The 13,433-nt window shown below is 37.6% G+C and carries 9 protein-coding genes, 1 tRNA gene and 2 pseudogenes; 9 read left to right on the top strand and 3 right to left on the bottom strand.

Annotated elements, in window-relative coordinates; all coding sequences use genetic code 11:
- Positions 1-189 precede the first annotated feature (189 nt).
- The 4 genes and pseudogenes from DB42_RS03320 (at position 190) to DB42_RS03305 (ending at position 3,348) form a co-directional block, all read left to right on the top strand.
- Positions 190-653: pseudogene (locus tag DB42_RS03320) on the top strand (helix-turn-helix domain-containing protein).
- Positions 654-1,221 (top strand): annotated as a pseudogene (locus tag DB42_RS11825) (PIN domain-containing protein). It begins immediately after the preceding pseudogene.
- 688 nt (positions 1,222-1,909) lie between these two features.
- Positions 1,910-2,497, top strand: coding sequence for a type IV toxin-antitoxin system AbiEi family antitoxin domain-containing protein (locus DB42_RS03310; RefSeq protein WP_044881724.1), 588 nt, complete (start codon positions 1,910-1,912; stop codon positions 2,495-2,497).
- Between the two features lie 107 nt (positions 2,498-2,604).
- On the top strand, positions 2,605-3,348 hold the full coding sequence (locus DB42_RS03305; protein WP_044881723.1) for a nucleotidyl transferase AbiEii/AbiGii toxin family protein: 744 nt from the start codon (positions 2,605-2,607) through the stop codon (positions 3,346-3,348).
- A 432-nt stretch (positions 3,349-3,780) separates the two neighbouring features.
- Here the strand turns inward: DB42_RS03305 and DB42_RS03295 are convergent.
- The 3 genes from DB42_RS03295 to DB42_RS03285 all read right to left on the bottom strand — a co-directional run bounded on the left by DB42_RS03295 (position 3,781) and on the right by DB42_RS03285 (position 6,666).
- Positions 3,781-3,863: transfer RNA gene (locus DB42_RS03295), tRNA-Leu, on the bottom strand.
- A 139-nt stretch (positions 3,864-4,002) separates the two neighbouring features.
- Positions 4,003-5,403, bottom strand: a complete 1,401-nt coding sequence (locus DB42_RS03290) for a hypothetical protein (protein WP_044881721.1) — start codon at positions 5,401-5,403, stop codon at positions 4,003-4,005.
- Positions 5,404-5,496: 93 nt separating this feature from the next.
- On the bottom strand, positions 5,497-6,666 hold the full coding sequence (locus tag DB42_RS03285) for an SAM-dependent methyltransferase (protein WP_044881720.1): 1,170 nt from the start codon (positions 6,664-6,666) through the stop codon (positions 5,497-5,499).
- Positions 6,667-6,766: 100 nt separating this feature from the next.
- Between DB42_RS03285 and DB42_RS03280 the strand changes: the two genes are divergently transcribed.
- The 5 genes from DB42_RS03280 to rho all read left to right on the top strand — a co-directional run bounded on the left by DB42_RS03280 (position 6,767) and on the right by rho (position 13,358).
- Positions 6,767-7,459 (top strand): CADD family putative folate metabolism protein, encoded by a 693-nt coding sequence (locus DB42_RS03280; protein ID WP_044881719.1) that lies wholly within the window; start codon positions 6,767-6,769, stop codon positions 7,457-7,459.
- A gap of 33 nt (positions 7,460-7,492) precedes the next feature.
- The gene (locus tag DB42_RS03275; RefSeq protein WP_044881718.1) at positions 7,493-8,524 is read left to right on the top strand and encodes a S49 family peptidase; all 1,032 of its coding nucleotides are present in this window, start codon (positions 7,493-7,495) and stop codon (positions 8,522-8,524) included.
- A gap of 161 nt (positions 8,525-8,685) precedes the next feature.
- Positions 8,686-11,370 (top strand): DNA polymerase I, encoded by a 2,685-nt coding sequence (gene polA / locus DB42_RS03270; RefSeq protein ID WP_238578980.1) that lies wholly within the window; start codon positions 8,686-8,688, stop codon positions 11,368-11,370.
- Positions 11,364-11,969, top strand: coding sequence for a dephospho-CoA kinase (coaE, locus tag DB42_RS03265; protein WP_044881716.1), 606 nt, complete (start codon positions 11,364-11,366; stop codon positions 11,967-11,969). The genes polA and coaE overlap by 7 nt, the downstream gene beginning before the upstream one ends.
- A 21-nt stretch (positions 11,970-11,990) precedes the next feature.
- The gene (gene rho, locus DB42_RS03260; protein ID WP_039386142.1) at positions 11,991-13,358 is read left to right on the top strand and encodes a transcription termination factor Rho; all 1,368 of its coding nucleotides are present in this window, start codon (positions 11,991-11,993) and stop codon (positions 13,356-13,358) included.
- Positions 13,359-13,433 lie beyond the last annotated feature (75 nt).

Raw genomic sequence — 13,433 nt, 5'->3', positions numbered from 1 at the left:
AATATAAATAGAACTAATATAATACCCATTACTCAATAGCAAGACCCTCCCTCACTTAGCGTGGTCCGAAAAAACCAAAAAGCTTTACCATCTATGACCTTACTGCCAATCTCGTTTCGATTATTTCTTACATTGCGAATAAATGCTATTATAAGAATAGAAGACCATTTAATAGGAGTATCTATGGTCATGCAATCTTTTCACTTACCTGAGCCTATTATGCCTAGCGAAAGCGAGGTAGAATTAGCTCGAGCTTCTAGCCGTATCCTTTCTTCCATGGACTTGCAGAAAGGAAAAACAGTTAAAATCCTACTTGAAACTGATAATTCTCAACAGAGTTCGGTTACCTTGCCTTTTTCAGCCTTTAAGCTGTTGATGACAGTGCTCACTCAAATGGCAGAAGGAAATGCAATCACGTTAATTCCTGTGCATGCGGAACTTACAACCCAAGAAGCTGCAGATTTACTTAACGTTTCACGCCCTTATCTGATTCGACTTCTAGAAGAAAAAAAATTCCCTTTCGTAAGGTAGGGACAAGACGCCGAATTCTGTTCCAAGATTTAATGGATTATAAGGCTAAAATTGACGCAGCACGTCGTAAAACTCTAGATGAGTTGGCTGAAGAAGCACAAAACCTGGATATGGGATATTAAATGGCTAGCTTTATCGTGATTTATGACTCATGCGTCTTGTATCCAGCTCCTCTAAGAGATCTTCTGATGCGATTCGCATTAACAGATCTTTATCAAGCGAAATGGACAAAAGATATTCATTGCGAATGGATGCGCAGCCTTTTAAAAAATCGATCGGACTTGACTGAAGAGCGTCTGGAAATGACACGAACCAAAATGGACTTACATGTCAAAGATTGTTTAGTCTTTGACTATGAAGAGCTGATTGGCAATTTGAAGCTACCAGATCCAGATGATCGACAGGTATTAAGCAGCCATCAATGCAAACGCACAAACTATTGTGACCCATAATTTATCGGATTTTCCTCCATCAGCTGTTGCCAAATATGGGATTGATGCTCAGCACCCTGACGAATTTCTAAGACATCTAATCGATTTGAGTCCCAGCAAAGTTATGAAAGCAGTGCAAGAAACCAGATTAAGCTTGAAAAAACCTCCAAAAAGTTCTGAAGAATACTTAGCTATACTGGAGAAGCAATCACTCCCACAAACGGTTGCTTATTTAAAAGATTATGAATGGCTTATTTGATGAGGCAACTGCATATGCAAATTAGACCGATGGATTCGGAGGACATTTTAGAGGTAAGCCAAGTACACAGGAAAGCTTTTCCTTGGCAGGCTCTATCTGAGGAATGGATTAAATGTAACTTTAATGCTTAACCTCGAATTAAGCTGTTCGTCGCAGCCGCTGAGAAAGAAATCTTGGGATATATCCAGTGGAGTGAGAAAATTGGGTTTCGCCAATAAGTAATCTTAGAATTAGAGCAAATTGCTGTACCTCCTACTTACCATTCGCACGGTATTATAACACGATTGATCTTACAAACACTCCCTCTGTTGCAAAAGGAATTAGATAATAGGCAGGCTCGAATTGAACATACAAGAGTTTTAATTAGGAAAGACAACGATACTAAAAAAGCTGTACTCAAAGACTTTAAAAGCTTTACCAGAGGTCCTTATTCCTCACTTATTTCTGCTGATGAATTTTAAGGATTTCCAAAAACGTCATTAGGGAACAAATAGGTCATGGAAACTGAATTAATCACCAAAAAACCTATCATTACGATTTCTCTTCCAAGAAGACTCTTCTATTTTAAAGGAAGTTGATAAACGCAACTCCCAGCATTTGTCAATGGGTATTTCTGGTTTATTTTTGAATAGATTCCCCAAAATGTACTCAATTGACATGAATGAGTGCATTTTGTAGAATCGCAAGTATGAAAAAATACGAAGATAAATTAGAAAAATTGTTAAACAGGCCTTTTTTTACTCTTAAAGAAGCGGAAAATCAAGGCATTCCAAGATGGTCTGTTATCTATTTAACTAAAAATGGTATCCTGGAAAAACTTTGTCCAGGGGTTTACCGATCCTCCACTTATGAACCAACAGTAGATTTTGACTGGGAAAACCTAGCTTTTACAGCAGCTAGTATTCCAGAAGGAGTGATCTGTCTCATTTCTGCTCTTTGTTATTACGACCTAACAGATCAAATCATGCGTGAAGCTTGGATCGCCATCCCCAATCAAAGACGTTCACCAAAACGTCCTAACGCTCATATTGTGAGAATGCGTAATACTGACCTTGGAAAGGAAACACTCACCATGGGAGAGTACACAGTTCATATTTTTGATAGAGAGCGAACAATTGTAGATGCTTTTCGTTACTTAAGTAAAGAAATCGCTCTTAAGGCATTAAGGCAATATTTTACATTAGCGGATATAAAGCCTGATTCAACGAAATTAATTGAATACGCGAACATTTTGCGCGTTAATATCAACCCTTATATTTTGGCTTATACCACATGACTGCTGATCTAGAAAAATCTCTTAAAGCTCGTTTGCGAGTGATTGCCAAAGAAACACGTCGGGATCCAGCTGACCTTTAGCAAAACCTTATTTTAGAAAGATTTCTTGTGCGCTTAGCAAAATCGAATTATAGAGAGCGATTTGTTTTAAAAGGCGCCGTATTATTGTCTAAATACATTAATCTAGGCCGAGAAACTAAAGACTTAGATCTTCTTGCCAATGGAGTTAGCAACAGAGTTGATGATCTTTCTCTTATATTTGAAGAAGTCTCAAAAATAGAACTCGATGATGGCTTTACTTTCCAAAATATTAAGGTGGATCAACTTACTCATCCTCATATGCGTTATTCTGGAGCTGAAATCAGCGCAATGGCTTACTTTGGGCAAATTAAGCGCAAGCTTTCAATCGATATTGGTTTTGGAGATATTGTTGAACCAATTCAATATTCGATTCCTTTGCTTAAGGGCGCAAAAGGAGCTATATTTGAATCGAGCGTGAATCTTTCCTGCTATCCTAAAGAATTCATATTTGCAGAAAAATTAGAAACCATTGTTTATCGTGGGTTTTTAAACAGTCGCATGAAAGATTTTCATGATGTGCATTCACTCATCCTCAACGAGTTTTCTGCTTCTTTTCACAATTTAAAATTAATTATAGAATCAGTTTTTGAGCATAGAGGTACGGCTTTAAAGCTTCCTATCGTATATAAAATAGCCGAATTACCGCAATTGAGGACATTTTGGCAAAGCTACTTGAACGGCTTAAAGATTGATGAGAATACTCTCCCTAAGAATTTTGATGATTTGCTTTCTAGGATCAATGAATGGTTAGCTAGCAAAAACATAAAATAAAAAGTTCGAAAGCTTGCTAAACTGAAGAGTCAACTAACCAGTCACGAAGCCAATCTGCTCAAGTTTGATCAACAGAGATTTGTAACTGGTGAATTAGAGGTAGACTCCTATAAACGCCTTAAGCGTCATACTTAAGACCAGATTAAGAAATTAAAGCGCGATATGGAAGATATAAAACTTACTGACACGGCTTTTGAAAAGTATAGCCGCTACGGAATTAGCCTTTTTGACCCACATGGATATTTACTTCCAAATGACACCCTTGGATGTGAAACGGAAAATGCTTGGTTCGATATTTCCAGGAAAATTGATTTTTGCAGATGGAAAGTATCGAACCGAAGGAATGAATCCAGCTTATCCTTCAGAAAACGAGTGGGTTACAAAAAGAAAACCCCAGAGATATTTTCATTTTTGAAAATGTCTCCGGGGATATGCCGATGACCGGACTCGAACCAGCACTTAGTTGCCTAAAGTAGATTTTGAGTCTACCGCGTCTACCATTCCGCCACATCGGCTAAAAAAATTAAAGATGATCATAATTCTTGTTAGCCTAAAACTGCAAGCAAAAAAGGTAAAAACTCCTCTAACAGCAATCCTATTCTTTCGATCGCTACCTAGGCTGGCTAGCCTCTCATTTATTTTTTAGCTTTTTTTTCATGCCGCAGTAGCGGCCCCTTTAGGTTGCAAATACTCACTATTCAATTGCTCTATAGCTAATTGGCTGGTGATTAATTGACGCCAAACCCATCGCAAGGGTCCAAAAACTGAAGCATAGGGCCTAGAATCGTAAAGGCCAAATAGCGCTCGATTAATAAAAAGTAAGGAAATGAAAAAGATAAAGGGAATGATGCCCACAAATCTTTGCATCTTTAAAGATAGGCTTGGTTTAGGATTAGCTTTGCAAAGAATAGCAATTTTTCTGCAAAACAACATTTTATTATGGATAGTATACTGTGCAGTAAAGCGCTGCTTTACAGTTTTTTCTACTGAGCAGATGACTTGATAATTTTTTCCGATATAACGCTGCCCAAACGTAGGAACTTTATCTTCACTATGGTGGAAATTATACATATGCGGACGGCGATGAGGCAGCCTTGTTTTAAGCTCATCCCATTTTTTCCCATAGGTTGCCGATATGCCTGGAGCATTGAAAGAGAAAACCCCATGAACTAAGCTAGGATTATCTATTGCTGTATAGCGTGCAAGAGCGCCGCCTAGGCTATGGCCGGTTACCAATGCATTCTTATTCTGTTCTAACCATTGAGTGATGTTTTGCTTTCCCCTTGCATAAGCAATATAACCCACCCCACGAGGATCAAAGTCGGCAGCTAATGTGGCTAAAAAACCTCTTTGCGATAATCCAATACGTGTTCCAGAAAAAGCCAAAATAGGTGGCGCCTTTTCATTTTCATCTACAGGTTTGAAACCATAAGCGTACATTCCCATCCATAGACGGATTTCACTTGCTTCATACTCTACCATGCTACCCTCAAAAGGAATTTGGAACCGCTCACCCTCTTTAGGATTAAAATAGGCCAATTGCTTGCCTACTAATTCTAGGGAAATAAGCTTTTCCAATTCGATATGGGGATCTTTCTTAAAAACCACTTTGTTAATAAGGTTTATTTTGTAAGCTTGATCAAATAGTTTTTGAATGTTAGCTTTTATTTTAGGCTCCCAATGTTTGTTAGCAATACTTGAAGAAAAGATGGAAAGCCAAGTCATTGTTTTGGAACCAACAGGCTTAATGGGTTTCACAAAGCCCAAAGACTCAAATTCGAATCTTATCTTTCCTAAAAGTTCATTATAATTTTCAAACACCTGACAAGCCTTTAGAGAACTTAAATTTTTTTGCTGCCCGCTTTTTATTCCAGCTTTATGAAAAGCATATCTTTTTAAAATTTTAGCAGCAGAGAGAGAAAGCTCGATCTTAAGCTCAGTCTTTAAATAAACATCCAAACTTTTTGACAGGGTTTTCTTATCTAAAGCTGAAGACTTTAATTCACCTCTAAGACAGGTTTCTGAAAATTGCGACCACGAAAAAAGATTAACCATAAAATAGCACTCATTTTATTTTTATATAAATAAATTAAGTGTTATTTTAATTGTTATTATTTAAATTCAGAATAAATTGATATTAATTTAATATTAAGACATCAACTCTTGAATAAAACACTTTTCCAAAAAAGGTTTTATTTCTAAAGTTTTTTTAAATTGATAGTATTGCTTTAAAAGCTCAGCGTGACGAGTCTGGTTGCTTGATTGCCGAATCGCACGAATCAGTAGATTCTTGGGAGTGTGTTCCATGTCGATGAATTCGATAACTTGAGTCTTGTAACCTAAAATTTCTAATAGCTTGGCGCGCGCTGCCTCAGTCACTAAAGCAGAAAAACGCTCTTTTAATATGCCATGGGATAAAAGAGGCTCTAAGCTTTCACATTGCACCTGTTTATATAGCTCATGTTGGCAGCAAGGAACTACCATAATTACTTGCGCCTGCCAGCGCACGGCTTTTTCTAAGGCTGCATCGGTAGCTGTATCGCAAGCATGTAACGAGACCATTAAATCTATCGGTTCATTTCCCATATAAGCATTGATATCCCCTTGTATGAAATGCAGATGAGTAAAACCTAATTTATTGGCTAAATTCTGGCATTGGACTACAACATCAGCTTTCAAATCTAATCCGGTAATTTGCACCTTGTACTTGAGTTGAAAATGTAAATAGTAATAGAGTGCAAAAGTTAGATAAGCTTTGCCACATCCAAAATCAACGATTTGCAAAGTTTTATCTTTAGCAAAATAAGGAACAATATCCTGGACCATTTCCAAAAAACGATTGATTTGACAAAATTTATCGCGTTTTCCCGGTAAAACTTTTCCCAAATTAGAGCTCACACCTAGCTCTTGCAAGAAAGGAATGGGCTCGTTTTCCTTAAGAATATAATTTTTTGAGCGGTTGTGATTGAGTAAAGGAGTAGCTTTTTTACTAGCAGGCTTATGAATGATAGTGGCCTCACCTTTTTTACTAATAAGTATCTGATAATCTTTAGAGACGGTACAAAAAAGAGCTTGCTTATAATGCTTTAAAGCCTCAAAAATTTTTTCTATTCCTTCTTCTACCGAATAATTTTTATGGATAACTTTTTGATTTTGCTGATGGCTAAATTGCAGTCTCCAATTATTTTTAATAGAAATAGGGCGAATGGTAATTTTCTGAGAAAAAATTCTATCTCGTGGGGAACTTAATATGGCCTGTAAAAAGCTATTTTCTTGTAAAAGCTCTTGAATCAAAGAATTTATTTTGTCTAACTGCATAATGGCTTAAATAATAAAGAATTTAGAATTTGAAAATAAGTCTTTTGTTTGCTTAAATTGTTTTTTTTATTACTCTGCTCTGTTAAATGAGAGGGTTTCCATGACACAAGAATTTTTAAGTAAAATCGATAATCAAATTCAAGATAAACATTTGCTTAAACATCCTTTCTATCAAGCATGGAGCCGAGGAGAGCTATCTAAAGAGTGTTTAGTAGAATATGCCAAAGAATATTATCAGCATGTAAAAGCATTTCCTCGTTACCTTTCTGCTCTTCATTCACACACTGAAGATGCCGACACAAGGCGCCATCTTCTTAATAATTTAATTGAAGAAGAAGCAGGTTTACCTAACCATCCTGATTTATGGAAAAGTTTTACGCAACAATTAGGTGCCAGCACTGAAGAAATAGAGGCCCATCGTCCCTCTCCAAGTATGCAAGCAATAATTCATACTTTTATGGAAAGCTGCAAAAACTCTAGCACCGCCGAAGGAATTGCTTCTTTATATGCTTATGAGAGCCAAATACCTTCTATATGCATTTCAAAAATTAAAGGTTTAAAAGAACATTACGGCATGCAAGAACCCAGCCATTGGAAATATTTTTCAGTACACATAGAAGCTGATAAAGAACATGCTGCTGTGGAAAGGAAGCTACTGGAACGCTATGCAAATAAAAGTAATGAAGCTTTAATCGCCGCCTCTGTCGAACGTACTCTCCTTGTTCTATGGAATTTTTTATCTAGTTTATGCACGCGCTACCAGCTGGCTTGTTCAACAAGTGAATCCATTTAAAATTTAAACAAAAATGTTAACAGGAAAAGTTTAATGAAAGACTCTATCATTCAATCAGCACTACGTGCTTTTCTAATTGCTTTATTTACCGTAATCGGAGGTTGCTTAGCCATTTTATTGATTATTTTTGGCATGAGTGCTTTTAATACCTCTACCTCTACTGAACCTACAAAGGATTTTAATATTGAAGTTTTAGCTAACGCTGAAGGAAAAAGAGAAGCGTTCTCTAGCCAACCTGTCATCTTAAAAATTAATATTAATGGGATTGTGGGCTTAGATAAATTAGATCAACATCATATTAGTCAAATGTTAATTCAATCACGTGAAGGTATCCTTAAGAATAATCTTGTTAAAGGCATCTTACTACACATACAAACACCAGGTGGGACTGTAACTGATGCGGATGGTATTTATCGAGCCCTTAAAGCTTATAAACATCAATATAATGTACCTATCTATGCATTTGTAGATGGCATGTGCGCCTCAGGAGGCATGTATATTGCAGCAGCTGCAGATAGGGTTCTTGCAACTGATACGAGCATTATTGGTAGCATTGGCGTAATAGCCCCTTCCGTCCTTAATATTTCGCAACTTCTGGAAAAGCTAGGTATTCAATCCTTAACTCTTTATGCAGGTAAGGGTAAAGATGGTTTAAATCCTTTACGGCCTTGGCATGCAGGTGAGGAAAACAATTATAAAGAACTTATCGATTACTATTATAACGAATTTGTAAATATTATGACCGCTAACCGTCCTCAGTTGGATAAAACCAAGCTGATTCAGGAGTATGGAGCCAAAATTTTTCCTGCTCAACAAGCTAAGGAATTAGGCTATATCGATGAAAGCGACGTAACTTTAAACGAAGCTATTTCTCAACTTGCTAGGCAAATGAGTATTGAAGGTCCCAATTATCGTGTAGTTCAGATGCAGAAAGAGACCTGGATTAGCGAAATTTTTAAAACGCAATTAAAAGCTTTGAATGGTCCCATAAAACATGAATTGCAAATTTCACCTGCCTATGATCCTAGGTTATTAGGTCAATTTCAATATATGTTTCGCCCTTAAAGCCCTTATACCTAAGCAATTTAAGTAGCAGTTTGCTTTAGGTAAAATTTAAATGCAAAATTAAGGTGAGGTTAAGAATCCCCTGAACTCCTCTTAAAGTTTGCATTTAAATTCAAAACCCCTCTCATCTAGAATAGTAGTTAAAGGTCTTAAAAAGGTTTATGATGAATGACATTTATATCATTGATGCATCGGGCTATATCTATCGCTCTTATTTTGCTATTCGAAATATTACGAATCACCAAGGAGAGTCCACGAATGCCTTATTTGGCTTTATCCGTTCGGTCTCAAAACTCATTATTGATTTCCAGCCTTATCATTTAGTGGCGGTCTTTGATGGTCCTCGCAGCATTAATGCACGTACTAGTATCTATGCCGACTATAAAGCCCATCGACCCGATATGCCCCCTGACCTTCTTTATCAAATCCAATGGGCAAGAGAATACTGCGCGCTGCGAGGCATCCCTATTTTAAATATTCCTGAAGTAGAGGCTGATGATACAATGGGAAGTATTGCAGTATGGGCCTCTCAACAGCAACAAGCCAAGGCGTATATTTGCACAAGCGATAAAGATATGTGTCAGCTAGTAAATGATCAAGTCTTTATTCTTAATACTTTTAAAGATAATCTAATCATGGGAGCCCAAGAAATTGAAGCAGTTTATGGAGTGCCTCCCCATAAAATTATTGATTTTTTAGCTATAACAGGTGATGCCTCCGATAATATTCCGGGTCTTTCAGGGTTTGGCCCCAAAACTGCTTCCGCACTTTTACAGCAATTTGGCTCGTTGGAATACATCTTGGCCCACCCGGAAGAAATTCCCGGAAAAAAAAAGCAAGAGACCCTCATTCAAGAAGCTGAAAAAGCCCTTCTTAGCAAGCAACTTGTTACCGTCAACACTCATGTAAGTATTCCTCGTGAAGAAAGCTTCTATCGCTTGATTCCCTGCCAGAAAGAGCAGCTAAAAAGCTTTTATATCAGCAAAAACTTTAACTCTTTACTTAAAGAATTAGAAAAAGAGATACCCTCCTCGAATCCACTTGGATTAAGTGCAAGCGACGAACAGGTCGCCTATCAGTGCGTAGATGATGAAGAAAGCTTGAACGCTCTTGTCGGTGAACTCATGCTTCAAAAGGAAATTTGCTTTGACACAGAAACGACCTCGATACATGCCTTAAAAGCAGAACTGATAGGCATAGGTCTATGTTACCAACCTTCTCAAGCATGGTATGTGCCTGTTAATGGTCAGCTGGGCCTTGAAAAAGTAGTTCAGACTTTAAAGCCTCTTTTTGAAAATTCTTCTATTGGCTTTTATGGCCATAATGTTAAATACGATCTCCATGTACTTAGCCTTTACGGCATTCAAGTGGCCAACATTGCCTTTGATACTATCTTGGCCTCTTACTTGCTTAACTCGCACAGGCGCCAACATTCTCTCGATACCCTTTCTTTAGAATACTTTGGTAAAGTGAAAATATCCATCGATTCCTTGATTGGAAAAGGCAAAAAAGCCATTACCATGCGTGAAGTGCCCCTTGAACAAGTGATGGCCTATTGTTGTGAAGATGTAGATTTCACATGCCGTCTTAAGAAAGTATTGAAAAAGCAGCTGCAGGAAAGAAAATTATATTCTTTATTAAATAATGTTGAGTTACCTCTTCTTAAAGTTTTGTTAGAGATGGAACGGCAAGGAATTTATTTAGACAAAGAATTTTTAAAGAATTTTTCCATAAAGGTTACTGCCCAAATTAGAGTGCTTGAAAAAGAAATTTATTTAATGGCAGGCGAGGAATTTAATTTAAACTCCCCTAAGCAAATGAGCGATATTCTTTTTAACAAACTAGGCATACAGCCTCCCAAAAAGACTGCCACAGGCAACTCTACCAGTGCCGAAGTTTTAGAATTTCTTCAACACCAATATCCTATTGCTAGTAAATTGATGGAATATCGCATGCTAGAAAAGCTGCGCTCCACCTATGTAGAAACTCTACCCTTAGAAGTTAACCCTAAAACCCATCGCATCCATTGTACCTTTAATCAATCTGTAGCTGCTACAGGCAGGCTATCTTGCCAAGATCCTAACCTACAAAATATTCCTGTGCGCACCGAGTGGGGCATTCAAATAAGGCAAGCATTCCGTCCTGAAAAATCAGGGTGGAGCTTTCTAGCTGCAGATTATTCGCAAATTGAGTTACGCCTTCTTGCTCATTTAAGTGAAGATCCTACCCTTCTGGAAGCTTTCCAAAGTAATCAAGATATTCATTTAAGAACCGCTGCAGCAATTTTTAATGTCCCTCTTGAACAAGTGACAAAAGAGATGAGATATCAAGCTAAAACGGTAAATTTTGGAGTCATTTACGGCCAAGGCCCTTTTGGGCTTTCCCAAACATTAGGGATTGATGTTAAAGATGCTAAGCTTTTTATTGAGATGTATTTTAAGCAATATAGCAAGGTTAAAGAATACCTAGAATCCGTTAAAGAATCGGTACGTAAGCTAGGAAAAGCAGTCACTCTTACAGGCCGCGAAAGACTTATTCCAGAAATTAATAGCAAAAACATGCAAATCCGGGCAGCAGCAGAACGGCTCGCTGTCAATGCCCCTATCCAAGGTACGGCAGCCGATCTGATCAAGCTAGCTATGATACAAATTAATGAAAGGCTTCACAAAGAAAGAAAATTAGGTTACATGGTTATACAAATTCATGATGAATTAATTTTTGAGCTTCCTGACTTTGAAATTCTCTCGATAGAGCCTATGGTTCGTGAAATCATGCAAAATGTTTTTAAATTAAAAGTTCCTTTGATTGTAGATATCAGTATTGGCAAAAATTGGAAAGAATGTTAGCATTGTCTAAAGTTGCCGTAACGGGCGGTCTTTCGTGTGGCAAGACATCAGTCTGTCATTTCTTTAAGAGGTTTGGCGCTTACGTAGTAAGTGCAGACGATATTGTACACCGACTGCTTTCCCCTACCACGAATCTCGGTCAGCACGTTATTCTACTAATTGGCAGCGATATAGTCATAAATAATCAAATCGATCGTTCTAAAATTTCACAAAAGGTATTCAAACAACCCTTATTGCTTAAATCTCTTGAAAGAATCCTACATCCTGCAGTTCAAGATGAAATTAAGAAACACTATGATTTAGCTAATCAACAAAAAATCAGAAAGAAATTATTTGTAGCTGAAATTCCTTTGCTTTTTGAAGCTAGGTTAGAAAATTTTTATGATACAGTGATTAGTGTCGTAGCTGATTCAGACAAAAGTAAAAAGCGTTTTCAAAAAGCTACAGGAAAAAGTATTGAAGAATATGAAAGGCGCTCAGCAAGGCAGTTGTCTATCGATGAAAAAGCTCATAGGGCTGATTATGTTATTGTCAACGATAGCAACCTAGACGATTTAGAAATTGAAACAAAAAAATTAATGAACATTTTAACCCATTAAATTTAGGAGTCTGATTCTTAAATGGATCCAGAAAACACTCATTTAGAGACGCCCTACTCTACCTTTGAAGAGGGCGAAGAGAATCAACAACAGCACCCATCTATCAACACGACAGCTATTGTTCCCCCTGGCGAAACAATTAAAATCGCTGAAATTCAACGCATGGATATCGACCAATTAAACGCGTTTAGTAAAAAAATTGGCCTTAAACACCTAGGATCTCTTACTAAATCTCAAATGGTTTTTGAAATCGTCAAGGCGCTTTCAGAAAATCCTGCCGAGATTCTGTATGGCGAAGGCGTATTAGAAATTCTGCCTGACGGATTTGGCTTTCTACGCTCCCCCAACTATAACTACTTACCTTCCGCAGAAGATATCTACGTTTCCCCAGCGCAGATTAGGCGTTTTGATCTGAAAAAAGGTGACACCCTTTCTGGGACTATTCGGCCTCCTAAAGATAAAGAAAAATACTTTGCTCTTCTCAAAGTGGATAAAATTAATGGAAAAACTCCAGAAAAAGCCCGTGAGCGAATTCTTTTTGAGAATTTAACAGCTCTGTATCCAAGCAAACGTATGGTCATGGAAACAACAAAAGACAAGCTATCCACGCGTGTTTTGGATCTTGCAGCTCCCATTGGTAAAGGCCAGCGTGGACTAATTGTAGCCCCCCCTCGTACAGGTAAGACGATTATCCTTCAAAATATTGCTAATGCTATAGCTATTAACAATCCAGAAGTCATTGTTATCGTCCTCATGATCGGAGAAAGACCTGAAGAAGTTACAGACATGCAGAGAATTGTTAAAGGAGAAGTCGTTTCCTCAACTTTTGATGAACCCCCTGAGAGACACGTACAAGTAGCAGAAATGGTCATCGAAAAAGCAAGGAGATTAGTCGAGCATGGCAATGATGTCGTTGTTCTGCTAGACTCTATCACAAGGTTGGCCCGTGCCTACAATACGATAGAACCTCATTCCGGGAAAATTTTGACAGGCGGTGTAGATGCTAATGCTTTACATAAGCCCAAACGTTTCTTTGGTGCCGCAAGGAATATCGAGCAGGGAGGTTCGCTGACAATTATTGCTACTGCATTAATTGATACAGGGTCCCGTATGGATGAAGTTATTTTTGAAGAATTCAAAGGTACAGGTAATATGGAGCTAGTGCTTGATCGACGTTTAGCTGAACGACGTATTTATCCAGCGATTGATATTATTAAGAGTGGAACCCGTAAAGAAGAGCTTCTCTACCATCCTAACGAGCTAGAAAAGGTCTATTTACTACGGCAAGCTGTAGCTGATCTAGCGCCTAACGATGCGATGAATCTAGTTGTAGGCCGCCTGAAAAAAACTAATAGCAATGTGGAATTTTTATTATCTATGAAAGAATAAGTTATTTAAGCTACTTTTTTTATTTGATTAATTTAAGTAAGCAAAAATGCCTTTATTTTTTAAGTCGAACACATA

Origin of the sequence: Neochlamydia sp. EPS4, assembly GCF_000813665.1 — a bacterium.
Classification (GTDB): Bacteria; Chlamydiota; Chlamydiia; order Chlamydiales; family Parachlamydiaceae; genus Neochlamydia.
Note: the sequence above shows the minus strand (reverse complement) of the source record. Positions and strands in the feature narration are given on the sequence as shown.

Bases quoted from the DNA above. Each gene is read 5' to 3' on its own strand.
- DB42_RS03310 (WP_044881724.1), top strand. From the start codon at position 1,910: ATGAAAAAATACGAAGATAAATTAGAAAAATTGTTAAACAGGCCTTTT.
- DB42_RS03290 (WP_044881721.1), bottom strand. From the start codon at position 5,403: ATGGTTAATCTTTTTTCGTGGTCGCAATTTTCAGAAACCTGTCTTAGA.
- DB42_RS03285 (WP_044881720.1), bottom strand. From the start codon at position 6,666: ATGCAGTTAGACAAAATAAATTCTTTGATTCAAGAGCTTTTACAAGAA.
- DB42_RS03280 (WP_044881719.1), top strand. From the start codon at position 6,767: ATGACACAAGAATTTTTAAGTAAAATCGATAATCAAATTCAAGATAAA.
- DB42_RS03275 (WP_044881718.1), top strand. From the start codon at position 7,493: ATGAAAGACTCTATCATTCAATCAGCACTACGTGCTTTTCTAATTGCT.
- polA (WP_238578980.1), top strand. From the start codon at position 8,686: ATGATGAATGACATTTATATCATTGATGCATCGGGCTATATCTATCGC.
- coaE (WP_044881716.1), top strand. From the start codon at position 11,364: ATGTTAGCATTGTCTAAAGTTGCCGTAACGGGCGGTCTTTCGTGTGGC.
- rho (WP_039386142.1), top strand. From the start codon at position 11,991: ATGGATCCAGAAAACACTCATTTAGAGACGCCCTACTCTACCTTTGAA.